Source organism: Streptomyces sp. NPDC098781 (genome assembly GCF_044759995.1).
In the GTDB taxonomy this organism is placed as follows: Bacteria; Actinomycetota; Actinomycetes; order Streptomycetales; family Streptomycetaceae; genus Streptomyces.
This window is the reverse complement of record NZ_JBIWAK010000001.1, coordinates 1008030-1031368: the sequence shown is the minus strand read 5'-3', so window position 1 is coordinate 1031368 and position 23339 is coordinate 1008030. Positions and strand designations below refer to the sequence as shown.

The following is a 23339-nucleotide window of genomic DNA, read 5'->3' as shown; positions in this document are numbered from 1 at the left end:
GTGAGCTGACGATCAGCGCGAGGCGAGGACGAACGGCCGATGGCACTCCAGATCAGCGCGACCAATCCGGAGCACCCCGTCCTGTTGCTGGAGCTGCCCTGGCACCTCCCGCTGGAGGAGTGGCCGCAGGAGGTCCTGGTCCCGCTGCCGCGTGGTATCTCCCGGCACATCGTGCGCTACGCGCGGGCCGGCGACGAGGTGATCGCCGTCAAGGAGCTCGCCGAGCGCCCGGCCCTGCGCGAGTACGAGCTGCTGCGCGACCTGGACCGGCTCGGCATCCCCGCGGTCGATCCCCTGGCCGTGGTCACCGGGCGCACGGACGCCGCCGGCGCCCCGCTGGAGTCGGTCCTGGTCACCCGGCACCTGCGCGGCTCGCAGCCGTACCGCTCCATGTTCGAGACGACGATGCGCCCGGCGACCATGCACCGGCTGATGGACGCGCTGGCCGTGCTGCTGGTCCGCCTTCACCTCGCCGGGTTCGCCTGGGGCGACTGCTCGCTGTCCAACACCCTGTTCCGGCGCGACGCGGGCGCCTATGCCGCGTACCTGGTGGACGCGGAGACCGGCGAACTGCACCCACGGCTCAGCGAGGGCCAGCGCGACTACGACCTGGACCTCGCCCGGGTCAACATCAGCGGGGAACTGCTGGACCTGGAGGCCTCCGGGGCCCTGCACCCCTCCGTCGACCCGATCGAGTTCGGCACCGAGATCTGCGCCCGCTACCAGAGCCTGTGGCAGGAGCTGACCCGCACCTCGGTGTACCCGGCGGGCAAGTACCACTACATAGAACGCCGGATACGCCGTCTGAACGAGCTCGGCTTCGACGTGGCCGAGATGCAGATCGAGCACGCCACCAACGGTGACACCGTCACTTTCGTGCCCAAGGTCGTCGACGCCGGTCACCACCAGCGCCAGCTGCTGCGGTTGACCGGCCTGGACACCGAGGAGAACCAGGCCCGGCGGCTGCTGAACGACCTGGAGAGCTGGATGGCCACCCAGGACGACTACGACCCGGGCGACCCCCTCGGCGCCCGCCCGGAGGTGCTCGCGCACCGCTGGGTGCGGGATGTCTTCCGGCCCACCGTGCGGGCCGTGCCGCCGGAACTGCGCGGGACCATGGACCCGGCCGAGATCTACCACGAACTGCTCGAACACCGCTGGTACCTGTCCGAGCGGGCGCAGCACGACATCGGCCTGGACACGGTGGTCGAGGACTACATCAGGAACATCCTGCCCACGGCCCGGGAGACGCTGCGGCCGACCGTGTCCGACTGACTCAGTCGTGCGGGACCACGGCCACCGGGCAGTCCGCGTGGTGCAGCACGCCGTGGGCCACCGAGCCGATCCGGGCGCCCACGGCCGTGCGGTGGACGCGGCGCCCCACGACCATCAGCTGGGCCCGCCCGGCGACCGACAGCAGCACCTGCCCGCCGCTGCCCATCTCGACGTGCTCGACGACGGGGACGTCCGGGAAGCGCTCCCGCCACGGCCGCAAAGCCTCGCCCAGCGCCTTCTTCTCGTAGGGCTCCAGTCCCCCGGCCTCGTCGAGGAGTTTCAGGGAGCCCGGGCTGTAGGCGAACAGCGGCGGCAGCGTCCAGGCCCGTACCGCGCGTACGGTCGCGCCGCGCGCCGCGGCCGTCTCGAACGCGAACCGCAGCACGTCCGCGCTGTCCTCCGGTTCGCCCTGCTGGCCCACGACGATCTCATGTCCGGCGACCTCGGCCGAGGGCTCGTCGCCCGCGCGCACGAGCACGACGGGCCGCGTGGCCCCGGCGATCACCTGCTGTCCGACGGAGCCCAGCAGGAACCCGACGACCCGGCCGTGGCCGCGCGATCCCAGCACCAGCATCTCGGCCTCGGCCGCGGCGGCCGTCAGGGCCTCGGCGGGCGAGTCCTCGACGACGTCGGTGGTCACCCGCAGTCCCGGGTGCTTCTCGGTGACGGTGCGGGCGGCCTGCGCCAGTCCGTCCCGCACCCACTCGGCCTGGCTGTCCGCGTCACCCGCGTCGATCGCGTCGTGCGGCTGGAACTGCCAGGCGTGCACCACCCGCAGCGCGAGCCCCCTGCGCACCGCCTCCCGGGCGGCCCAGGCCAGCCCGGCGAGGCTCTCCTCCGATCCGTCCACCCCTGCCGTGATCGGGCGCGTCATCTCCGGCTTCCTCCTCGTGCCGTGGTCATGTCGTCGCACCCAGTCTTCACTACGCTGCGGGGATGGCACTCGAATGGGAGCAAGTGATCGTGGACGCCGCCGATCCGGTGGCGCTGGGACGCTGGTGGGCCGAGGCGCTCGGCTGGGTCCTGGTGGACGAGTCGGCCGAGGAGTACGAGATCCGGCCCGCGAAGGAGCGTCTGCCGGGCCTGCTCTTCGTCCGGGTGCCGGAGGGCAAGGTCGTCAAGAACCGCCTCCACCTCGATTTCCGGCCCGACGACCAGCAGGCGGAGGTCACCCGCCTCCTCGCCCACGGGGCACGTCACGCGGACATCGGGCAGACCGGCCAGGAGCCGTGGGTCACGCTGGAGGATCCCGAAGGCAACGAGTTCTGCGTGCTCGGACCGCGCCGAGGCTGACACCGACAGGGTCCGGCACACCCGCGCGCATCAGGGCGATCGAACATACGATGGGCAGGACCGGGCCGGTGACGACGGGGACGCCGTGCCCTGACACCGGACTCTCGGGGTGGGAGACGTATGACACAGGCCGCCGAAACAGCGCGGACCGTCATCCTGACCGTGGACGACGACCCGGGAGTGTCCCGGGCGGTCGCCCGGGATCTGCGGCGGCGCTACGGCGAGTCGCACCGGATCGTGCGCGCGGAGTCCGGCCAGTCCGCGCTGGAGGCGCTGCGTGAGCTGAAGCTGCGCGGCGATCTGGTGGCGGTGATCCTGGCCGACTACCGCATGCCGCAGATGAACGGCATCGAGTTCCTCGAAGAGGCCCTCGACGTGTACCCGGGTGCCAGGCGGGTGCTGCTGACCGCGTACGCGGACACGAACGCGGCGATCGACGCGATCAACGTCGTGGACGTCGATCACTATCTGCTCAAGCCGTGGGACCCGCCGGAGGAGAAGCTCTACCCGGTCCTGGACGACCTGCTGGAGGCCTGGCGGCGCAGCGACTACCGGCCGGTGCCCAGCACCAAGGTGGTCGGGCACCGCTGGTCGGCACGCTCCTCGGAGGTGCGCGAGTTCCTGGCGCGCAACCAGGTGCCCTACCGGTGGTACTCCGCGGAGGAACCCGAGGGACAGCGGCTGCTGTCGGCCGCCGGGCACGACGGTCAGCGGCTGCCGCTCGTCGTCACCCCCGACGGCACGCCCCTGGTGGCGCCCGAGGCACCCGAGCTGGCCGCGAAGGTGGGGCTGGCCACGACCCCGACGGCCGACTTCTACGACCTGGTCGTCATCGGTGGCGGACCCGCCGGGCTCGGCGCGGCCGTGTACGGGGCGTCCGAGGGTCTGCGGACGGTGCTGGTGGAACGGTCGGCGACCGGTGGACAGGCCGGGCAGAGCTCCCGGATCGAGAACTACCTCGGCTTCCCGGACGGCGTGTCGGGCGCCCAGCTCACCGAGCGGGCCCGGCGCCAGGCGACGAAGTTCGGCGCCGAGATCCTCACCGCGCGCGAGGTGACGGGACTGGAGGCGAGCGGCGCCGCCCGGATCGTACGGTTCTCGGACGGCTCGGCGGTCGCCGCGCACAGTGTGATCCTGGCGACCGGCGTGTCCTACCGGCAGTTGCAGGCGCCGGGCTGTGCGGACCTGACCGGGGCCGGGGTGTACTACGGGTCGGCGCTGACGGAGGCGCCCGCGTGCCGTGGCCAGGACGTGTACATCGTCGGCGGCGCCAACTCCGCCGGGCAGGCGGCGATGTATCTGGCGCGGGGCGCGAAGTCGGTGACGCTGCTGGTGCGCGGGGAGTCGTTGTCGGCGTCCATGTCGTACTACCTGGTCCAGCAGATCGAGGAGGCGCCGAACATCTCGGTGCGCGCCCGGACGGCCGTCGAGTCGGCGCACGGCTCGGGCCATCTGGAGCAGCTGACGCTGCGTGACGTGGACAGCGGGCGGACCGAACTCGTCGACGCCCAGTGGATGTTCGTGTTCATCGGCGCGGCCCCGCTGACCGACTGGCTGGGCGAGACGGTCCTGCGGGACGAGCGCGGATTCATCCTCGCCGGGCCCGACCTCGCCGCCGACGGACGGCCGCCGGCCGGCTGGGAGCTGGACCGGCCGCCGTACCACCTGGAGACCAATGTGCCCGGAGTGTTCGTGGCGGGCGACGCGCGCTCCGAGTCCGCCAAGCGTGTCGCGTCCGCCGTGGGAGAGGGAGCCATGGCCGTGATGCTGGTCCATCGCTATCTGGAGCAGTCATGAGCGAGCAGTCGATCCCGTGCCGGCCCGCGGAGATCGGGTCGCTGTTCCTGTTCGAGAAGCTCACCCCCGAGCAGCTCGAACGGCTGTGCCGCGAGGGGCGGGTGGAGCAGTACGAGCCCGGTCCGGTGTACACCGAGGGCGAGCCGGCCACCTGCTTCTACGTGATGATCGAGGGCACGGTCGTGCTGTACCGGCGGGTCGCCGGGGACGACGTGGAGGTGACCCGGACCTCCCAGCGCGGGGTGTACGCCGGATCCATGCAGGCGTACCTGGGTGACCGGGTGCGGCAGGTCTACAACAACTCCATGCATGTGACCGAGCCGACGCGGTTCTTCGTGCTGCCCGCCGACACGTTCGCGGCCATCATGCAGGAGTGGTTCCCGATGGCGGTGCATCTGCTGGAAGGCCTCTTCTTCGGTTCGAAGAGCACCCAGCAGGCGGTCGGGCAGCGGGAACGGCTGCTGGCGCTCGGCTCGTTGTCCGCCGGGCTCACACACGAACTCAACAACCCCGCCGCGGCGGCCGTTCGGGCGACCGCGACGCTGCGCGAGCGGGTCGGCAAGATGCGGCACAAGCTGGCCGTCATCGCGCAGGGCTCGTACACCCCAGAGGTGATGGCGAACCTCATCGACCTCCAGGAACGCACCGCCGAGCGGGTCGCCAAGGCACCCACGCTCAGTCCGCTGGAGGCCGCCGACCGGGAGGACTCGGTCACCGACTGGCTCGACGACCACGACATCCAGGAGGGCTGGCGGATCGCGCCCACCTTCGTCCAGGCCGGTCTCGACGTGGACTGGCTGGACCAGGTCGCGGCGGCGGTGGACGAGCAGATCCTGCCGAGCGCGATCGGCTGGCTCAACTACACCGTCGAGACCGAGCTGCTGATGGACGAGATCAACGACTCGACCACCCGCGTCTCCCAACTCGTCGACGCGGCCAAGCAGTACTCCCAGCTCGACCGCGCGCCCTTCCAGAACGCCGACGTCCACGAACTCCTGGACAGCACCCTGCTGATGCTGTCGGGCAAGATCGGCCCGCGGATCGAGGTCGTCAAGGAGTACGACCGTACGCTGCCGAAGATCCCGGCGTACCCGGCGGAGCTCAACCAGGTGTGGACGAACCTGATCGACAACGCGGTCTCGGCGATCAAGAGCGCGGGCGGCGAAGGGACGTTGACCGTGCGGACGGCAGCGGACCACGACCGGCTGCTGGTGGAGTTCCGCGACACCGGGGTCGGTATTCCGGCGGAGAACCGCGGGCGGATCTTCGATCCCTTCTTCACGACCAAGCCGGTGGGCGAGGGCACCGGGCTCGGCCTCGACATCTCCTGGCGGATCGTCACCAACAAGCACCACGGCACCATCAAGGTGGAGTCCGAGCCGGGCGACACGCGTTTCCAGGTGCTGCTCCCGCTCACCTCCGAGGAGGCCTCATGACCGACATCAACGGTATCGATCCGAGCGTGCCGCCGAGCGGCAGCGGGTGCACGGAGTGCGACGCGGCCGGTGGGTGGTGGTTCCACCTGCGGCGGTGCGCGCAGTGCGGTCACGTGGGATGTTGCGACAGCTCGCCGGCGAAGCACGCGACGGCGCACTTCCGCGACACCGGGCATCCGCTGGTGCAGAGCTACGAGCCCGGCGAGGACTGGTACTGGAACTACGACACCAACGAACTGTTCGACTCCGGTCCCGAGCTGACTCCGCCGGCGAGTCATCCGGCGGACCAGCCCACGCCGGGACCGGCGGGGCGGGTCCCGGCGGACTGGGCCAAGACCGTGCGCGCCTAGGGCCTGTCACCCCGACGCGACCGAGTCGCGTATCGACAGGGCCTCACTCCCGTGAGTGCCACAGGACGACCACCGGCACCGTCGGTGCCGAGTGGCAAGATGTCTTCGTGTCGACAGCCTCCTTCAGTACTCCGCTCATCGGGCGGGACAGCGAGTTCGCCCGGCTCTCCGGGGTGCTGGAGCGTGCCCGGGGCGGCGAGGCACGGGCCGTCCTGGTCGCCGGTGACGCCGGGGTCGGCAAGACCCGGGTGCTGGACGAGGTCGCGGGGCGGGCCGGCGCGGACGGGATGACCGTGCTCACCGGGCACTGTGTCGACCTCGGCGATGTGGGGCTGCCGTATCTGCCGTTCACCGAGGTCCTGGGTGTGCTCGCCGGTGACGGGCGGTTCTCCGGCCTGCTCGACGCCCACCCCTTGGTGGGCCGGCTGCTGGGCGGCGGGACGGACGCCGTCGGCGACCGGCTGCGGTTGTTCGAGGGCATCGCGGGACTACTGGCCGACCTGTCCGACATCGCTCCGGTGCTGCTCGTGCTGGAGGACCTGCACTGGGCCGACCAGTCGTCGCGGGATCTGCTGCGGTTCCTGTTGAGCCGGGGGATCCTCCAGCGCTCGGCGAGCGGGGCGCCCACGCATCGGATCGCCGTGTTCGCGTCGTACCGCGCGGACGATCTGCACCGGCGTCATCCGCTGCGGCCGCTGCTCGCCGAGCTGGTGCGGCTGCCCGCCGTGGAGCGGCTGGAGCTGCGGCCCATGGCGGACGCCGAGGTGGCGGAGCTGGTGCGGGCCGTGCAGGAGCAGCCGCTGCCGGACACCACGGTCCGGCGGATCGTCGAGCGTGCCGAGGGCAACGCGTTCTACGCGGAGGAACTCGTCGCGGCCACGGACACCGAGGCCGGCGGGGTGCCCAGCGGGCTGGCCGACGTCCTTCTCATCCGGTTCGAGCAACTGTCCGACACCGCCCAGCAGGTGCTGCGCACGGCGGCGGTCGCGGGGCGCCGCGTCGAGCACGATCTGCTGCGGGATGCCGTGGGCATCCCGGAGGAGGAGCTGGAGTCCGCGCTGCGCGAGGCCGTCGGGCGGCAGCTGCTCGCGCCGGGTGACGGGGACACCTATGCCTTCCGGCACGCCCTCGCGCGTGAGGCGGTGTACGCCGATCTACTGCCGGGGGAACGCGGCCGGCTGCACGGCACGTTCGCCCGGCTGCTCACCGGGCGCGGACGTCCGGACGAGACGGCGGCGGAACGCGCCCACCACTACCGCGAGAGCCATGACCTGGCCGAGGCCCTGGCCGCCTCGCTGGAGGCCGCCGCGCACGCGCACGGGGTCGGCGCGCCGGCCGAGGAGCTACGGCATCTGGAGGCGGCCCTGGACCTGTGGCCGGCGGTGGAGCCGGCGGCGCGGCCCTCGGGCGAGGGCACCCACCGGGTGACCCTCACCCTGCGCGCGTCGGCGGCGGCGGCCCACGCCGGTGAGTCGCACCGGGCGGTCTCCCTCACCCGCTCCGCGCTCGCGGGCGTCGGCCAGGACGCGGACGCCGAGCTCGCGGCCCGGGTCCGCTACACGCTCGCCGGCAATCTGCTCGGCGTGGACAGCCTGACGGCCGCCTTCGCCTACAGCAGCGAGGCCCTCGCCCTGATCCCGGCGGAACCTCCGTCGCGGACCTGGGTGTGGGCGGCGGCCACCCATGTCCTCGCGGCCCGGCAGGTCGGCGAGAACGAGACGGCGCTGCGGGTCGCCCGCGAGGCCCTGCGCACGGCCGAGCGACTCCAGGTGACGGACGCCCGGGCGGATCTCCTGATCTCGCTGGCCGGACTGGAGGGCGGCGGCCGGCGCACCCCGGAGGGCCGGGAAAGGTTGCGTGAGGCACGGGAGTTGGCGCGCAGCTCGGGGAACGCGCCGGTCGAGATGCGCGCCCTGTTCAACCTCGCCGTCGGCTGCTTCGAGTCCGGTGACCTTCAGGGGTGTCTGCCCTGGCTCGCGGAGGGCCTGGACCGGGCCCGGCGTGCGGGGCTGCTGTCGTCGCCGTATCCGCTGGAGATGCGGTATCTGCAACTGCTGGTGCTGTACACGCTGGGCCGCTGGGACGAGTGCCTGACCGCCGCCGAGACCGACGCCGACGTGCTGCCCGCGGCGGGCGGCTACACGGTCGGCCCGGCGCTGTACGTCATGCTCGCGCGCGGGGACTTCGAGGGCGCCGAGCGGGCGCGTGCCCTGCTGCGGGGGCCGTTCGACTGGCTGGGCATGCTCGTCGCGGGCATCGCGCTCACCGACGCCGCCGCGCTGCGCGGTGACGCGGAGGCGGCTGTGGAGCGGATGCGGTCCACGGTCGCGGCCCTCACCGACGACGCGGGACGGCTGCCGGACGCCACGGTCCGGCTCGCCGCCCTCGCGCTGTCCGCGGTCTCCGACCGGGCCGTCGAGCTGCGCCTGGCCGGGGACGAGGCCGGGGCGGGCCGCTGGGTGGACACGGCGACCGAACTGGTCGAGGCGGCGCGGACGGCGGCGGTGCGGGGCGAGGACGCCACACCGCAGGGCCCGGAGGGCATGGCGTGGCTGGCCCGTGCGGAGGCGGAGTGGACGCGGGCCGTCACCGGGCCGGACGTCGACGCGTGGGCGAAGGCGATGGCCGCGTTCGACTACGGCGACGAGTACGAGCGGGCCCGGTGCCGGCTGCGTCACGCCGAGGCCCTGCTGGTGGCCCAGGACCGTGCGGCGGCGGCCTCCGAGGCACGGGCCGCACGGGAGACCGCGGCCCGGCTCGGCGCGACGCCGCTGCTGGAGCGGGTGGACGCCCTGGTCCGCCGTGGCCGGCTCGCGGAGACCGCGGCCGACCGCTCCTCCCCGCTGACCACGCGCGAGCAGGAGGTCCTGCGTCTCCTCGCCGTCGGCCGCAGCAACCGGCAGATCGGCGAGGAGCTGTACATCACGGGCAAGACGGCGAGTGTCCATGTCTCCAACATCCTCGCCAAGCTGGGTGCGGCGAGTCGTACGGAGGCGGTGGCCATCGCCTATCGGCAGGGCCTGATCACCCGCGAGGAGACGGTGGGCTGACGCCCCGTCATCCGCCGGCCTCGCAGTCGAGGGCGGTCAGGTCGACGGCGTCGGCCATCGCCTGCATCCCCTTGTCGTTGGGGTGTATGTGGTCGCCGCCGTCGAGGGCCGGCAGCATCCTGGCCTGGTCGTAGGGGCTGCGCAGGATGCGGTCGAAGTCGGTGACGGCGTCGAACTCGCCGCCGGAGCGGATGAAGGTGTTGACCTCCTGGCGTACGGCTTCGGCGGCCGGGTCCCATTCGTGCCAGCCCTTGAAGGGGCCCACGGTGGCGCCGACGACGCACTTGCCGGCCGCGTGCGCCCGGTCGACGATCTCGCGGTAGCCCTCGATCAGGTCGTCGGCGGTGACGCCCGAATGGGCCTTGATGTCGTTCACTCCTTGGAACAGGAACACCGTGCGCACGCCCGGCTGGGACAGCACGTCCCGGTCCAGCCGGTTCAGGGCGCTCTGGCCGGGGCCGTCCGCGAGGACCTTGTTCCCGGAGATCCCCTCGTTGGCGACGCCCTTCACCCGCGTGTCCGTCTTCTGGAGCCGGCGGGCCAGGTAGTCGGGCCAGCGGCGGTTGAGTTCGGAGGTGGACTGCCAGCCGTCGGTGATGGAGTCGCCGAGGGCGACGACCGCTCCGGTGCGTGCGGGGGCGTGCACGGAGACGGCGTCGAGGTAGAACCAGGAGCCGGTCGGGATGGTCCAGGCCTCCCCGCTGTCCTCGTCGGTGTGGTCGCCCTGGGTGGCGTACGAGGTCTGCATCGCCATCCAGTGGCCGCTCACCGGGCCGCCGGCGTTCGGGCTGTGCACGCTGACGACGAGGTTGGTCGCCGCGGGCAGCCGGCCGGGCAGCGGGTCGCTCCAGACGGTCTCGCCCGCCGGTACGGTGACCGAGCGCTCGCCGCCGAAGGCCAGCCTCCGGTTGCTGCCCGGCCGCAGCTCGGCGCCCTGCTTCTGGATGCCCGCGTAGACGCTGTCGAAGGTGATCGGCCGGTCGCCGAAGGCGTTGGAGAGCCGGACCCGGACGCCGGTGCCGCCGACACTGGTGTGCACGACGAGCCGGTAGCTGCGGCCGGCGACCCCCTCGCTCATGCGGTCTGCACTGGCTCCCCAGGTGATGACACCGCTGGCGTCGCCGGTCGCCTCGGCCGGCGCCGACTGGCAGGCGACGACCGTCAGCAGCAGGGCGGCCAGCGGAAGCGCGGCCCTCACGGGGTGAAGTCCTTCAGCGTGACGGACGTGCCGGGCCGCAGGGTGACCGTGCGGGAGACGTCGCCGTACGCGACGGTCGTGGTGCGGCCGCCGACGCTGCTGATCCGGGCCTCGGTGGGCTTCCCGTCGCGCCAGCGCAGGTCGACCTCGAAGCCGCCTCGCGCGGGGACGCCCTTGACATGGCCGGAATCGGCCCAGGCGGCGGGGAGGGCCGGAAGGAGTTCCAGGTGGCCCGGCCGGGAGTACAGCAGCATCTCCATCATCGCGGCCGGTGTACCGAAGTTGGCGTCGATCTGGAAGATGCCCCGGCCGCGCTCGACCTCGTAGATGTCGAAGAGGTTGAAGGCCGTGCCGTTGCTGCCGTCGGTCGACGGGCGGAGGTTGTTGAGGAAGAGCTGGTAGGCGTTGTCCGCGTCCTTCAGGCGGGCCCAGCACAGGCTGCGCCAGGCGTTCGCCCAGCCGAAGCTCTCCATGCCGCGCGCCTTGAGCAGGGCGGTGGCGCCGGCCACGAGGTCGGCCGGGGTGGAGCCGTCGGGGCGGATCCGGTCGCCGGGGAAGAGGTTGATGAGCGGCGACAGGTGGCGGTGCGTCGTCTCACCCAGGTTGTCGGGCGACATCCACTCCTCCAGCCAGCCGGTGGTCGGGCTGACCTGCGGCAGGTACAGCTTTCTGCGCAGTGAGGCGATCGTATCCGCGTAGTCGGTGTCCCGCCGGAGTTCGGCGGCGGCGGTGCAATAGTTCCCGAACAGTGTCCACACGACTTCCTGAGCATAGGTGATGCCCTTGGCGTCCTGCGGGCCGTGCTCGGGAGACCAGTCGCTGTCGTCCACGAGCACCTCCCTGGAGGTGCCGGGGAGGGTGATCGTGAGCAGCCGCGCCTGCCAGAACTCGCACGCGCCCTTGAGCAGCGGGTAGATCCTCTCCAGGTACTCGCGTGACCCGGTGTACTCGTAGTGCTCCCACAGGGTGGTGCACAGCCAGGCGTTGCCCGCCGGATGCCACCACCAGCCGCTGCCGCCGAAGGGGTTGGTGGAGAAGGCGACGGCCCAGCCGGCGTTCTTTCCGCTGGAGTTGCGGTAGCGGTTGCGCGGGTCGTTGTACAGGCGGCGGGTGAGGTCGTTCCAGGACGGGAGCTGGGCGACGCAGTAGTCCGTGAACGCGTCGAAGCAGGAGGACAGGCCCGTGCGGTCGGCCATCCAGTAGTTCATCTGGATGTTGATGTCGGTGTGGTAGTCGCCCATCCAGTCCGGGTCGTTGCCGTCCAGCCACAGTCCCTGTAGGCCCAGCGGCAGGCTGTCGCGTGAGCCGGAGATCATCAGGTAGCGGCCGAACTGTAGGTAGGCCGCCTCCAGTTCGGGGTCGGGTTCGGGATCGCGGGTGCGGGCGTGCAGGCGCTCCCAGGTGTCCAGGGCGCGCTGGTCGGCCGTGGAGGTGCCGAGGGAGAGGTCGAGTCGTCCGTACAGGGCGCGGTAGTCGGCGACGTGCGTGCGTCGCAGGGCGTCGGCCGGTTCCGCGGCGGCGGCTCGGACCTTCGTACGGGCGAGGCGCTCGGGGTCGAGGGCGGGATCGCGGAAGCCGGCCTCGGCGTCGGGCGCGTAGTTGGTGCCGGCGCTGACCACGACCGTGAGGCTCTTGCAGCCGGCGAAGTCGATGCGGGTGCCGTGGACGGTGACCTTGCCGCCGTCGGCGCGGGCCTTGACGGCGGCGCCGTAGCGCAGGCCGTTGGGGAGGGTCGCGCCGAAGGACTCGGCGGCGGTGGGGTTCTCGCCGTGGGTGCCGGTGAGGGTGATGGCACCGGTGTAGCGGCCGCCGCCGCTCTGGGTGAAGTGCAGGACGATGACGTCGTCGGGGTGGCTGGCGTACATCTCGCGCCGGTAGGTGACGCCGGAGCGGACGTAGGAGCTGGTGACCAGGCCCTGCGCGAGGTCGAGGGTGCGGCGGTAGCCGGTCACGGCGCCGAGGTCGTGGTCGGGGAGGTCGACGGTGAGCTTGGCGAGCAGCGTGAACGAACCGAAGTCGGAGCGGCCGTAGGGGAACTGGCCGTCCTGGTCGAGGGTGTCGTTGAGGCCGCCGGTCCACATGGTGGCGTCCGTGATCAGCAGCAGTTCGCGGCCGGGGTCGTTGCTCGCGAGGGCTCCGATGCGGCCGTTTCCGACGGGCAGGCCCTGTTCGATCAGCGAGCCCTCGTCGCCGGGTGCCTGCCACCACAGCCGGTGCCGGGCGGCGTCGGCGGGCAGCGGGACTTCGGCGGGGCGGGCGGGTGCGGCGGAGGCGGTGAAGGCGGGCAGGGCGCCGAGGGCGGCGGTGAGGCCCGCGGTGGTGGCCAGGGAGAGGACGGATCTTCTGCTCGGGTCGTTGGCGCTGGTGTCCATGTGCGGCTCCGGGTACGTCCGGGTCGGGGGGGGGGGGGGGGGCGGGGGCCCCCCCCCCCCCCGGGGCGGGGGGCGGGGGGGGGGGGGTGGGGGGGGGGGGGGGGTGGGGGGGGGGGGGGGGGGGCGGGGCGCCGCGGGGGGGGGTGTGGCCCGGGGTGGTGGCCTGGGTGTGGACGGATCTTCTGCGGGGGTGGTGGGCGGTGGTGTCCTTGTGCGGCTCGGGGTACGTCCGGGTGGGGGCCCGGCGGTACGCCGGGCCCCGACAGAAGACAGAAGGGGGTCAGAGGGACTTCGGTACGTCGATCCGGTCGATGTCCGGCGCGTATCCGGTGCCGCTGTCGAACGTGATGGTGTTGGTCCCGGCCTTGAGCTTCACCGGTACGTACACGCTGTTGACGGTCCCCCAGTCACCGGTGGACGCGAACTTGTGCGAGGTGGCGCCGCCTCCGTTGGCCGAGACCAGGGCCGAGCGGGAGTCGCCGCTGACGTAGGCGACCTTGATCTGGTAGGTCCCGGCCTTGGGCACCACGACGTCGTTCACGGTGACCTTGCCGCCCGTGTACAGGTTGCCGACCTTGCGGCCGTCGGAGCAGGCGGAGCAGTCGGCCACCGAGGCGTTCCCGCTCAGGCTGCCGGATTCGGCCTCGTGGGCGGTCCAGGCGAGGTCCGTGCCGCGCGGGGTGACGGTGAACAGACGGGAGCCGTGCGCGGGGAGCGCCTGGGTGATCTTGTCGGTGTACGAGCCGAGGTTCTCCTTGTTCCACACGTCCCGCACCGAGGCCTTGCCCTTGAAGCCGAGCGTGGACCAGTTCGCGGTGACCGAGGCGGGGGCGTCGGAGAGGTTGAACAGGGCGACGGTGTAGGTGCCGTCGGGGTTCTTCGCGGCCCAGACCTGCTGCGGGTCGGAGGCGGTGACGGGCTCGGCGGGCGGGGCGCTGCTCTGGTTGATCGCGATGACCTCGCGGTTGGTGAGCAGCGACAGGCCGTAGGAGTCGAGCTTGGTGAGGTCGTCGCCGGTGAACAGCGGGGACTTGGCGATGGCCCACAGCGTGGCGTAGCTCTGCCGCTCGGCCTTGGTGAGGCCGTCCATCTCGCCGTTGCCGACGTTGAGGGAGTCGAGGTCGTTCCAGCCGCCGGGGCCCGCGTGGTCGGTCCAGGCGGGGGTGTCGTCCCAGCGGTCGTCGACCGAGTTCTCCCAGGTGACGAGGGTGTTGCAGTAGCACTCGACGTCGGTGTCGATGCGCCAGCCGTTGGAGTACTTCTTCCAGTCGGCGACGTGTCCGTAGTCGAGGGACCAGGACAGTTCCAGGTGGATGGGGCGGCCCGCGGTGGCGATGGCCTTCTGCCAGGCGGCGACGTCGGCGACGTTGTTGTAGTTGTCGCCGTTCTTGAAGGAGCCGGGGCCGACGCCGTCGAGCTTCAGGAAGTCGTAGCCCCAGTCGGCGAACATCTGCGCCTGGGAGTCGATGTACTTCTGTGCGCAGGGGTCCGAGAAGTCGATCTTGTAGGCGCTGTCCCAGCCGTTGGTGGTGCGCAGGTCGTCGTAGACGATGTCGCCGGTGGTGCAGCCCTCGGCGTTCCAGATCGGGTTCTTCCCGTCGTTGTACGCCCCCTTCTCCAGGCCGACCGGGAGGTAGATGCCGGCCTTGAGGCCCTTGGAGTGGATGCGGTCGGCGACGGCCTTCATGCCGCTGGGGAAGCGCACCGGGTCGGCCTTCTGCCGGCCGTACTCGTCGAACTGCGACTTCCAGGACCAGTCCATCCACCAGCCGGCGTCTATGTTGACGTATTCGTAGCCGTACTTCTTCAGCTTGGCGGCCATGGCGTCGGTCTGCTTGATGACGTTCGCCTCGGACAGATAGCTGTAGTCGCCCTTGGGGTTGAGGCCCGGGTACTTGGACGACTGCATGGTCCAGCTGGTCCAGCCCATGTAGGGCTTGGCCGCCACCGGGGTGGTCGACGGGGACGGTGTCTCGGCCCGCGCGGCGGGGACGGCGGCGGGGACGGCGGCGGTGACACCGGCGGTGAGGGCCAGGACAACCATGGCTCTCAGGGCGCGTGCGGGCATGACGGAGTACGAGGATGACCGCATGGGTCGTACCTCCCTGGGTCGGTTCAGCGGTTCTGGCGCTGGTCGTCGGCTCGGATGAAGGACTGGATCGCGGTGGCGGCGGCCCCGCGCGCCCACTCCTCGAAGGGCAGTGGGCGGGTCTGTACGTCGCACCGGTCGGCGGAGCCGAACGCGGCCGAGGCGAAGGCGTCGCGGATCTGTTCGGCGAACAGGTCGTGGGCGGCGAGGCCCTCGCCGGAGATGATCACCCGCTCGGGGCCGAGCAGGTTGGCCACGGTGGCGATGCCGCGGCCGATCGCCTCGCCCGCGCGGGCGTAGGCCTCGCGGGCGCCGGCGATTCCCTGGTGGGCCAGGGCCACGGCCTCGGCGGTGTCGGCGACTTCGAGGCCGGTGGTCTCGCGGATCCGCCGCAGGATCGCGGCATCCCCGGCGATGGCTTCCACACAGCCGTGGTTGCCGCAGTGGCAGGGCGGCCCGGCCGGGTCGACGGTCACATGGCCGATCTCGCCGGCGACGCCGTGCGCACCGGCGACCACCTGCCCGTGCACCACGAGGCCGCAGCCGATGCCGGCGCCGACGGTCACCACGGCGAAGTCGGACAGTCCCACTCCGGCGCCGAACCACTGCTCGGCGACGGTGAGGGCGCGGACGTCGTTGTCGACTGTGACCGGGAGGCCGGTGGTCGCGGCGGCGAGTTCGGCGAGGGGGACGTCCCGCCACTCCAGGAAGGGCGAGTAGCGGACGACGCCGGCGCCGCGGTCCACGTCGCCGGAGACCGCGATGCCGAGGCCGAGGACCGGTATGCCCAAGTCGCCCGCCTCCGACAGCAGTTCGGCCGTCAGCTCGGCGACCGAGGCCAGCACGACCTTGGGGTCGGGGTCCGGGAGCGGGGTGTGCCGGGCGACGCGGATGCGGCAGCACAGATCGGTGAGCACGCCGATGATCTCGTCGCCGGTCACCTTGACGCCGATGAACAGCGCCCGTCCCCCGTCGACCCGTACGGGGTTGGCGGGCCGCCCCAGCGTGGGCCGGGCGGACTCGTCCACGTCCTCCACCAGGTAGCCGGCCTCGATGAGGGGCCGTACCGCCTTGGTGACGGCGGCCGGTGACAGACCCGCTCGCCGGGCCACCTCCAGACGGGTGAGGGGCCCATGGCTGAGGACCGTGGTGAAGATCTGCGAGGCGGCCGGCGTGTTCGCCGGGAACGTCTCGGTGCGGCGGAGCGAGGACATGTGCGGAACCTATGACCCTTAATTTCCGCCGTCAATAAAAGAAGCAGGATTGATTGAAGGAACACCGAAGCCGTCCCCGAGAGGACTCCCACTCAGTGATGGACGCTTGTCCAACTGTGCGTCGTCTGTGGCGATGTGACGGGATGCGAGAAGGTTGCCCCGCATCAAGCTGATCGTTCTCGTAGCAGCAGCGCATCTCGGCTGCACGTCCCGGCAGCACATCGACTCACGTGGAGGAATCCGGATGGTCTCGACAGCGGTGGTCAGAGGTACGGCGGTGGTGGCGGCCCTGGTGTCGCTCCTGGCGGTCCCCGCCCATGCCGCACCCCAGGAACCCGGCACCATCCCGCTCGCCGCCCGGGCGGACGCGCTGCCCGCCCCGGATGTCACGGGCCTGTGGAACGTCCTGCGCACGGCGAGCCGGCAGGGCGCACCCGGTGCGATGGCACGCCTCGACGACGGCGACGTGGCCCACTGGGCGGCCGTGGGCGTGGCCGACCGCAAGACCAAGAGGGCGCTCAGCAACGCCGACCGGTTCCGCATCGGCAGCGTCACCAAGATCTTCTCGGCCGTCGTCCTGCTGCAACTGGCCGATGAGAACAAGCTGAAGCTCGACACGCCGGTCAACCGCTATCTGCCGGGCCTGCTGCCCGACGACCGCATCACGGTGCGCCATGTGCTCAGCCACCGCAGCGGCCTGCACGACTACACCAACGAGATGTTCGCGCGGACGGTTCCCGGCTTCGAGGCGGTCCGCAAGAAGGTCTTCACCTACCGGCAGTTGGTGAGCCGCTCCCTGAGCAAGCCGCGCACCACCAAGCCGGGCGGCGCGTACACGTACTCCAACACCAACTTCGTGGTCGCCGGCATGCTGATCGAGAAGCTGACCGGGCACTCCGTGGCAACCGAGTACCGCGACCGGATCATCGAGCCGCTGCGGCTGGGCGACACCTTCTACGTGCACCCCGGCACGAAGATCCCCGGCCGCCATGCCCGTGGCTATCTCACCCCGGACACCGCGGGCGCGGCGCTGGTCGACGCCACCGAGCAGACGGTGTCCTGGGCGCAGAGCGCGGGCGCGGTCATCTCCAGCACGCGGGACCTCAACACCTTCCTGTCGGCCCTGCTCGGCGGCCGGCTGACCTCCCGCGCGCAGCTGACCCAGATGCAGCGGTGGGTACCGGCGGGCAGCACGCAGGCGTACGGGCTCGGGCTCAGGCGCCGTGATCTGTCGTGCGGGATCTCCGTCTACGGCCACACGGGCGCCGTACAGGGCTACTACTCCTACGCGTTCGCTTCCAAGGACGGCGGGCGCAGCCTCGCCGCGCTCGCCAACGCCTCCAACAACGGCTCGGTGCACGCCACGATGCTGAGCACGCTGGAGTCGGCGTTCTGCGGCAAGCAGACGAAGAAGTCGCGCGGTGCCGCCGGGCCCGCCGACCCGCGCGAGGACGCCGAGTCGGGGAAGGCGTCGGCCGCCGACCTGGGCTGAGGGCCGTACGACGGGTGGGAACCCCCGGGATCCGGTGGGCGTTCTCCGGATGTCCGGCCATCACGGACATCCCCACCGGATCTCGAACCACCCACCAGGACGGCGCGATGAGCGAGTTGGTCCCCGGCGGCAATCTGCCCCTTCCGGGCGGCAGCGTGACCGTCCGGGTGCCCGGCCCTTTCGACGTGTCCGCGCTCGTCACCGACGACAGCGGCAAGGTCCGGGGCGACGCCGACTTCGTGTTCTACAACCAGCCGTCCGCGCCGGGCGCCCGGCTCCAGGGCGACACCCTGACCGTCGACCCGCCACGCCTGCGCCCCGGGGCGACCCGGGTGACGGTCGTCGTCAGCCCGGCCGACCCCGGCACCCCGCTGGGCCGACTGCCCGCACCCGCGCTGCACGTCACCGACTCGGGCGGCCGCCCGATAGCCCGGTTCGCCCCGCCGCGCCCACGCGAGGAGACGGTGCTGCTGCTCCCGGAGCTCTACCGGCGGGGCGGCGGCTGGAAGCTGCGGGCCCTGGGCCAGGGGTACGCGGACGGGCTGGCGGGACTGGCCCGGGACTTCGGGGTGGACGTGATCGAGGACGCGACACCGGCTCCGGCCCACCGCACACCGGTCACGCCCACGCCCACCGTGCCCTCGATGCCCGCCGCCCGGCCGACGATGCACACCCTGGCGGGCGTCGGCGTCCCGCACATCCCCTCCCCCGATCCCGACGGCTTCCTCGGCCTGGTCAACTCCGCCCGCGCGGGCGCCGGTTCGCCGCCCGTCACCCTCGACGCACGGCTCGCCTCCGCCGCGAGGGCGCACGCCGGCGCCATGGCCTCGGCGGGACGGCTCGGCGTCGAGGGGCCGGACGGCGTCTCCGTGTACCAGCGGATCAGCGCCGCCGGATACGTCTACGTCACCGTCGGCGAGCACCTGGTGTCCGGTCCCCGCACGCCGAGCGAGTTCGTCTCGTACTGTCTGCGCACCGACCGCCCCCGCCGCATCCTGCACGATTCGTCCTTCACCCACGCCGCGCTGGCCCACGTCACGAGCGGCCGCTCGGGCGACACGTTCTGGACGGCGCTGTGGGCGAGGCCGCTCACGCCGGGCGATCTGGCCCGGACCGCCACCGAGGTCGTCGACCTGACCAACCGGGAGCGAGTGCGGGCCGGGCTGCGCCCGCTGGCCGTCGACACCGCGCTCGGCACCGCCGCACAGGCCTACAGCGCCGACATGGCGAGCCGCGCCTTCTACTCCCACACCTCGCCCGAGGGGACCCAGCCCTGGGACCGGGCGGCGGCCGCGGGCTCCCGGATGCGCACGATCGGCGAGAACATCGCGTGCGGCCAGCGCTCCCCGGCCGAGGTCATGGAGGGCTGGATGAACAGTCCGGGACATCGCGCCAACATCCTCAAACGGGACTTCACGCACATCGGCATCGGCTTCGCGGGCGGCGGCCCGGCGGGAACCTACTGGACCCAACTCTTCGGCGGCTGACGGCCCGAGAGCGCCGACACGCCGCGATCTAGGCGGAAGGGTCCCGTCCGGGACAGGATGCACGTATGAAGGGTGACCTCTTTTCCAGCGAGCACATGGTCCAGCCGGCCACGGCGCCGGGCATGACGACAGAGAACGCCAAGTGCATCAAGTACGCGGTGAACGGCGAGATGCACGCCCGTCAGGGTGCGATGGTCGCCTACCGCGGCAACCTCCAGTTCGAGCGCAAGGGCCAGGGCGTGGGCGGGATGCTCAAGCGGGCGGTGACCGGTGAGGGGCTGCCGCTGATGGCGGTGCGCGGGCAGGGCGAGGCCTGGTTCGCGCACGAGGCGCAGAACTGCTTCATCGTCGACGTCGACCCCGGCGACGAGTTCACGGTCAACGGACGCAACGTCCTGTGCTTCGACGCGACTTTGTCGTACCGGATAGCGACGGTGAAGGGGTCGGGCATCGCCGGTGGCGGTCTGTTCAACAGTGTCTTCACGGGCCAGGGCAGGCTCGGGCTGGTCTGTGACGGCAATCCGCTGGTCATCCCGGTGTCCCCCGAGTACCCGGTGTACGTCGACACGGACGCGGTGGTCGGCTGGACCGCCGGGCTCCAGACCTCGCTGCATCGCTCGCAGTCCCTCGGCTCGATGCTGCGCGGCGGTTCCGGCGAGGCCGTCCAACTGATGCTGCAAGGTCAGGGATATGTCGTCGTCCGCCCGAGCGAGGCGACACCGCAGAAGCCTCAGCAGCACTGAATCGCCGCCGTGAGGTGATCTGTGCCTCACAGGCAACCCCGTCCGCCCTGCCGACGTCTTGATCGACAACAAGTGGAGCCCTGGCCACCCCTTCCGGCCAGGGCCGGTTTTCAACGCTCTATACACGCCATGTATACCCGTCACGTATACGCACTGCGTATACACAGCGAGTAGACACGGGGTGCATATCGATCGAAAGGCTTCGATGTACGGCAAGGCATTCGCCCCGGAGTACCAGGGGGCCCTCACCACCCTGTCCGTGAACTCGTCGCTCACCGACGTACTGGCCGCCGGCACCGAGCAGTTGAGAGCTGCCGAGCGGGCCGGGCAGCACGGCGAGGCGGCGCGCTCGGGGCTCGCGGTCGCGGAGGCGCACCGCCGGCTGGGGCAGATCGGTGACGCGGACCGGGCGTGGAAGGCGAGCTATCGGGCCGCCCGGGAGGCCGACGACACCGGGGCGATGGCCTGGGCGCTGTGGAGCGGCGGCACGCTCGCCCGGCAGCGCGGGGCGTTCCCGCTGGCCCGGCGGCTCCTCCAGCTCGCGGCGGATCTCGGCGAGCGCGGCGGCGACATCGTCGTACGTGGCTATTCGCTCGCCGGTCTGGCGGAGACCGGCCGCATCCAGGGGGACTACGAGGCCGTCCACCGGCTGCACGAGCAGTTGCTGGCCGAGGCCCGGCGGCGTGGCGAGGCCCGGCACACCGTGTGGGCGCTGGAGGGCATCGCCCAGATCCATCGCAACACCGGCTCGTACGACACGGCGTTCGCGCTGTTCGAGGAGGCGGCCGAGATCGCCGCGCGGGCCGAGGACCGGCGCGGTCACGCCTGGGCGCTGCGCGGGCTCGCGGACATCGTCTCGGTGCGCGACGGCGACGTGGAGCGGGCCCTGGCCCTGCTGTCCGAGGCGGAGGCCTCCTGCCGGGCGATGAAGCTCTCCAGCGCGCTGGCGTACAACCACAAGATGCGCGGCAATGTCCTCTACCGCGCGGGGCGCTACGCCGAGGCCCGCGACCTCTACGAGCAGGCCCTCGCGGAGTTCCGTGAGATGAGCGAGCCGCGCGGGGAGGCACTCTCCCGGCTGGGGCTGGCGAAGTCGCTGGCACAGCTGGGGCGCGACCGCTCCGAGACCGCCGCCGAACTGGCCGAGCTGGCCGGGGTGCTGGAGCGGATCGGGCTGCGGCACGCGCGGGAGATGGTGGCCCGGGCGCAGCAGGAGTTCGGTGTCGACGAGAGCGCGATGGCCGGCGCCGGGGCGGTGGGCGTACGGTGACGGCGCTCCCTTCGGCGCTCCGGACTCCGTCCGACGCCCACCAGCGCGCTTCCACGGCCGCGGCTTCGAGCGACGGCCACCGGCCATCCGCCCCGGTGCGGGCCCACCCCTCGTCGCCTCACGCCCCGGGGGACGCCCGCCAAGTCCTCGAACGCTGCCGCGCCTTGGTGCGGCCCGCGCTGCGGGAGGCGGTCGGGCGGACCCATCCCTGGGTCGCGGAGATGGCCGCGTACTCCTTCGGCTGGTGCGAGGTGGGCGGCACACCGGCCGCCGGCTCCGGCGGCAAGGGTGTACGGCAGGCGCTGGCCGTGCTCGGCGCCGAGGCGGCCGGCGCCCCCGGCCGGGTCGCGGTGCCCGGGGCGGTCGCGGTGGAGCTGGTGCACGCCTTCTCCCTGCTGCACGACGACATCATGGACGGCGACGAGGCACGGCGCCGCCGCCCCACGGTGTGGAAGGCGTACGGCACCGGACCGGCCGTCCTGGCGGGCGACGCGCTCTTCGCCCTCGCCGTGGAGACGCTGGCGGCGGCTCCGAGAGGCCCCGAGGCCGTACGGCTGCTGTCGGTGGCGTTGGGGGACCTGGTGCGCGGGCAGGCGGACGACCTGCTGTTCACCACGCGTCCCTGGACGGGACCGGAGCGGGTGCGTCCGGACGCGTACCGGACCATGGCCGAGCACAAGACGGGCGCCCTGCTGGGGTGCGCCGCCGCGCTGGGCGCCCTGCTCGGCGGCGCGCCGCCCGCGACCGTGGCCGCCCTGGACCGCGCGGGCCGGCATCTGGGCGTCGCCTTCCAGATCGTGGACGACCTGCTGGGCATCTGGGGCGACCCGGCCGTCACCGGCAAGCCCGTGCACGGCGATCTGCGGGAGCGCAAGAAGACCTATCCGGTGCTGGCCGCGCTCGACTCCCCCGCCGCCGGACGGCTCTCCGCTCTCCTGACGTCATCCGCCGACCCCGGCGAGGTGGCCGCGCTGATCGAGCGGGCGGGCGGCCGCACGGCCGCGCTCGCCGAGGCACGGCGGCATCTGGGCGCCGTGGAGGAGGTTCTGGCGGACGTGGGGTTGGATCAGGGGCCGGCCGACGAGTTGCGGTCGCTGCTGGACTTCCTCGTGCGGCGCGATCTGTGAGACCGCGCCGCACGCGCACGGCAATGCCTTTCGCCGCACTCGGGTGACCGGCTTGACCGGGGACGTCTCCCGCGTCAGGGTGCCGAACGGCGCGGAACCCCGCCCCCGCGCCGGAAAGGTGACTGCCTTGATCGGGATCTCCGACGTCGAAGCCGCGGCCGGTCTCATCGCCGGACACGTGGTGCGCACCCCGACCGTGCCCAGCCCGGGCCTCACGGCCCTGCTCGGCGTTCCGGTCACCGCGAAGCTCGAACTGCTCCAGCGCACCGGGTCGTTCAAGGCCCGGGGTGCCACGGCGAAGCTGCTGTCGCTGACCGAGGCCCAGCGGGCCGCGGGGGTCGTGGCGGTCAGCGGGGGCAACCACGGGATCGCGCTGGCCATGACGGCCGCCGCCCTCGATGTGAAGGCCACGGTGGTGATGCCGCGGTCGGCGCCCGCCGGCTCCGTCCGGATCGTCGAGGACGCCGGGGCGGCGGTGCGGCTGACGGACGACATGGACGGCGCGTTCTCGCTCGTCAACCGGCTGCGGGACGAGGGTCTGACGCTCGTCCATCCCTTCGACGACGCCTTGGTGATCGCGGGGCAGGGCACCGTCGGGCTGGAGCTGGCCGAGGACGCCGGTGAGCTCACGGACGTGATCGTCAGCGTCGGGGGCGGCGGGCTCATCGCCGGTGTCGCCGTGGCGCTGAGGGCCCGCCGTCCGGGCGTGCGGATCTGGGGAGTGGAGACCGAGGGCGCCGAAGCCATGTCGCGGGCCCTGGCGGCGGGCGGGCCGGTGCCCGTGGAGCTGTCGTCCATCGTGTCCACGCTGAGCGCGCCGGCCGTGTCGCGGCTGACGTACGACCATGTGGCCGAGTTGGTCGACGAGGTGCTCGTGGTGCCGGACCGGGAGGCCGTGCGGGGCGTGCTCGACCTCGCCGAGCACGCCAAGGTGTGGACCGAACCGGCCGCCGGCTCGCTGCTGCCCGCCGCCCGCCGGGTCCTGGAGCGGGTCGGCGAGGGCGCCCGGCTCGGGCTGGTCGTGTGCGGGGGCAACGCGGCGACTTCGGATGTGCAGCGCTGGGCAGCCGATTTCGACCTTCGCTGAAGGATTCACACTCAATTTCCCTGCGCTTTTCCCGAACTTACTCCGGCGTCAGAATGCAA

17 protein-coding genes are annotated in these 23339 nt (G+C 72.1%); 12 read left to right on the top strand and 5 right to left on the bottom strand.

Features of this window, described 5'->3' with window-relative positions; translation table 11 throughout:
* Positions 1-39 precede the first annotated feature (39 nt).
* Positions 40-1275, top strand: a complete 1236-nt coding sequence (locus ACIQWG_RS04415; protein ID WP_404090042.1) for a DUF4032 domain-containing protein — start codon at positions 40-42, stop codon at positions 1273-1275.
* Between the two features lies 1 nt (position 1276).
* Here the strand turns inward: ACIQWG_RS04415 and ACIQWG_RS04410 are convergent, their stop codons facing one another.
* A complete protein-coding gene (locus ACIQWG_RS04410) occupies positions 1277-2149 on the bottom strand; it encodes a universal stress protein (protein ID WP_404090040.1) in 873 nt (290 codons plus the stop codon).
* Positions 2150-2211: 62 nt separating this feature from the next.
* Here ACIQWG_RS04410 and ACIQWG_RS04405 point away from each other — a divergent pair, with 62 nt between their 5' ends.
* The 5 genes from ACIQWG_RS04405 to ACIQWG_RS04385 all read left to right on the top strand — a co-directional run bounded on the left by ACIQWG_RS04405 (position 2212) and on the right by ACIQWG_RS04385 (position 9201).
* On the top strand, positions 2212-2568 hold the full coding sequence (locus tag ACIQWG_RS04405) for a VOC family protein (protein WP_404090038.1): 357 nt from the start codon (positions 2212-2214) through the stop codon (positions 2566-2568).
* 120 nt (positions 2569-2688) lie between these two features.
* Positions 2689-4365 carry an FAD-dependent oxidoreductase gene (locus ACIQWG_RS04400; RefSeq protein WP_404090036.1) on the top strand — a complete coding sequence of 559 codons (1677 nt, stop codon included), beginning with the start codon at positions 2689-2691 and terminating at the stop codon, positions 4363-4365.
* A complete protein-coding gene (locus ACIQWG_RS04395; RefSeq protein WP_404090034.1) occupies positions 4362-5801 on the top strand; it encodes an ATP-binding protein in 1440 nt (479 codons plus the stop codon). The genes ACIQWG_RS04400 and ACIQWG_RS04395 overlap by 4 nt, the downstream gene beginning before the upstream one ends.
* Positions 5798-6151, top strand: coding sequence for a UBP-type zinc finger domain-containing protein (locus tag ACIQWG_RS04390; RefSeq protein WP_404090032.1), 354 nt, complete (start codon positions 5798-5800; stop codon positions 6149-6151). The genes ACIQWG_RS04395 and ACIQWG_RS04390 overlap by 4 nt, the downstream gene beginning before the upstream one ends.
* A gap of 107 nt (positions 6152-6258) precedes the next feature.
* Positions 6259-9201 (top strand): ATP-binding protein, encoded by a 2943-nt coding sequence (locus tag ACIQWG_RS04385; protein ID WP_404090030.1) that lies wholly within the window; start codon positions 6259-6261, stop codon positions 9199-9201.
* A gap of 7 nt (positions 9202-9208) precedes the next feature.
* On the opposite strand, the gene ACIQWG_RS04380 is transcribed toward ACIQWG_RS04385, so the two are convergent.
* From ACIQWG_RS04380 to ACIQWG_RS04365, 4 genes are all read right to left on the bottom strand, one after another.
* On the bottom strand, positions 9209-10399 hold the full coding sequence (locus ACIQWG_RS04380; RefSeq protein WP_404090028.1) for an SGNH/GDSL hydrolase family protein: 1191 nt from the start codon (positions 10397-10399) through the stop codon (positions 9209-9211).
* On the bottom strand, positions 10396-12771 hold the full coding sequence (locus ACIQWG_RS04375; RefSeq protein ID WP_404090026.1) for a glycosyl hydrolase family 95 catalytic domain-containing protein: 2376 nt from the start codon (positions 12769-12771) through the stop codon (positions 10396-10398). The genes ACIQWG_RS04380 and ACIQWG_RS04375 overlap by 4 nt, the downstream gene beginning before the upstream one ends.
* Positions 12772-13051: 280 nt before the next feature.
* Positions 13052-14863 (bottom strand): alpha-galactosidase D, encoded by a 1812-nt coding sequence (locus tag ACIQWG_RS04370; RefSeq protein WP_404090024.1) that lies wholly within the window; start codon positions 14861-14863, stop codon positions 13052-13054.
* Between the two features lie 23 nt (positions 14864-14886).
* The gene (locus ACIQWG_RS04365; protein ID WP_404090022.1) at positions 14887-16074 is read right to left on the bottom strand and encodes an ROK family protein; all 1188 of its coding nucleotides are present in this window, start codon (positions 16072-16074) and stop codon (positions 14887-14889) included.
* A 244-nt stretch (positions 16075-16318) separates the two neighbouring features.
* Between ACIQWG_RS04365 and ACIQWG_RS04360 the strand changes: the two genes are divergently transcribed.
* The 6 genes from ACIQWG_RS04360 (at position 16319) to ACIQWG_RS04335 (ending at position 23280) form a co-directional block, all read left to right on the top strand.
* A complete protein-coding gene (locus tag ACIQWG_RS04360; protein WP_404090020.1) occupies positions 16319-17566 on the top strand; it encodes a serine hydrolase domain-containing protein in 1248 nt (415 codons plus the stop codon).
* Positions 17567-17673: 107 nt separating this feature from the next.
* A complete protein-coding gene (locus ACIQWG_RS04355; protein WP_404090018.1) occupies positions 17674-19053 on the top strand; it encodes a CAP domain-containing protein in 1380 nt (459 codons plus the stop codon).
* A gap of 65 nt (positions 19054-19118) precedes the next feature.
* Complete coding sequence (locus tag ACIQWG_RS04350) at positions 19119-19796, top strand: AIM24 family protein (RefSeq protein WP_404090016.1); 678 nt, start codon at positions 19119-19121, stop codon at positions 19794-19796.
* Positions 19797-20001: 205 nt separating this feature from the next.
* On the top strand, positions 20002-21066 hold the full coding sequence (locus tag ACIQWG_RS04345) for a tetratricopeptide repeat protein (protein WP_404090014.1): 1065 nt from the start codon (positions 20002-20004) through the stop codon (positions 21064-21066).
* Between the two features lie 95 nt (positions 21067-21161).
* Positions 21162-22193: a polyprenyl synthetase family protein gene (locus ACIQWG_RS04340; protein WP_404090801.1), complete on the top strand. Its 1032-nt coding sequence runs from the start codon at positions 21162-21164 to the stop codon at positions 22191-22193.
* 127 nt (positions 22194-22320) lie between these two features.
* Complete coding sequence (locus ACIQWG_RS04335) at positions 22321-23280, top strand: threonine/serine dehydratase (RefSeq protein WP_404090013.1); 960 nt, start codon at positions 22321-22323, stop codon at positions 23278-23280.
* The last annotated feature ends 59 nt before the right edge of the window (positions 23281-23339 follow it).

Coding starts and splice junctions, on each gene's coding strand:
- ACIQWG_RS04415 (WP_404090042.1), top strand. CDS start 40: ATGGCACTCCAGATCAGCGCGACCAATCCGGAGCACCCCGTCCTGTTG.
- ACIQWG_RS04350 (WP_404090016.1), top strand. CDS start 19,119: ATGAAGGGTGACCTCTTTTCCAGCGAGCACATGGTCCAGCCGGCCACG.
- ACIQWG_RS04355 (WP_404090018.1), top strand. CDS start 17,674: ATGAGCGAGTTGGTCCCCGGCGGCAATCTGCCCCTTCCGGGCGGCAGC.
- ACIQWG_RS04400 (WP_404090036.1), top strand. CDS start 2,689: ATGACACAGGCCGCCGAAACAGCGCGGACCGTCATCCTGACCGTGGAC.
- ACIQWG_RS04360 (WP_404090020.1), top strand. CDS start 16,319: ATGGTCTCGACAGCGGTGGTCAGAGGTACGGCGGTGGTGGCGGCCCTG.
- ACIQWG_RS04390 (WP_404090032.1), top strand. CDS start 5,798: ATGACCGACATCAACGGTATCGATCCGAGCGTGCCGCCGAGCGGCAGC.
- ACIQWG_RS04375 (WP_404090026.1), bottom strand. CDS start 12,771: ATGGACACCAGCGCCAACGACCCGAGCAGAAGATCCGTCCTCTCCCTG.
- ACIQWG_RS04405 (WP_404090038.1), top strand. CDS start 2,212: ATGGCACTCGAATGGGAGCAAGTGATCGTGGACGCCGCCGATCCGGTG.
- ACIQWG_RS04410 (WP_404090040.1), bottom strand. CDS start 2,149: ATGACGCGCCCGATCACGGCAGGGGTGGACGGATCGGAGGAGAGCCTC.
- ACIQWG_RS04365 (WP_404090022.1), bottom strand. CDS start 16,074: ATGTCCTCGCTCCGCCGCACCGAGACGTTCCCGGCGAACACGCCGGCC.
- ACIQWG_RS04395 (WP_404090034.1), top strand. CDS start 4,362: ATGAGCGAGCAGTCGATCCCGTGCCGGCCCGCGGAGATCGGGTCGCTG.
- ACIQWG_RS04345 (WP_404090014.1), top strand. CDS start 20,002: ATGTACGGCAAGGCATTCGCCCCGGAGTACCAGGGGGCCCTCACCACC.
- ACIQWG_RS04370 (WP_404090024.1), bottom strand. CDS start 14,863: ATGCGGTCATCCTCGTACTCCGTCATGCCCGCACGCGCCCTGAGAGCC.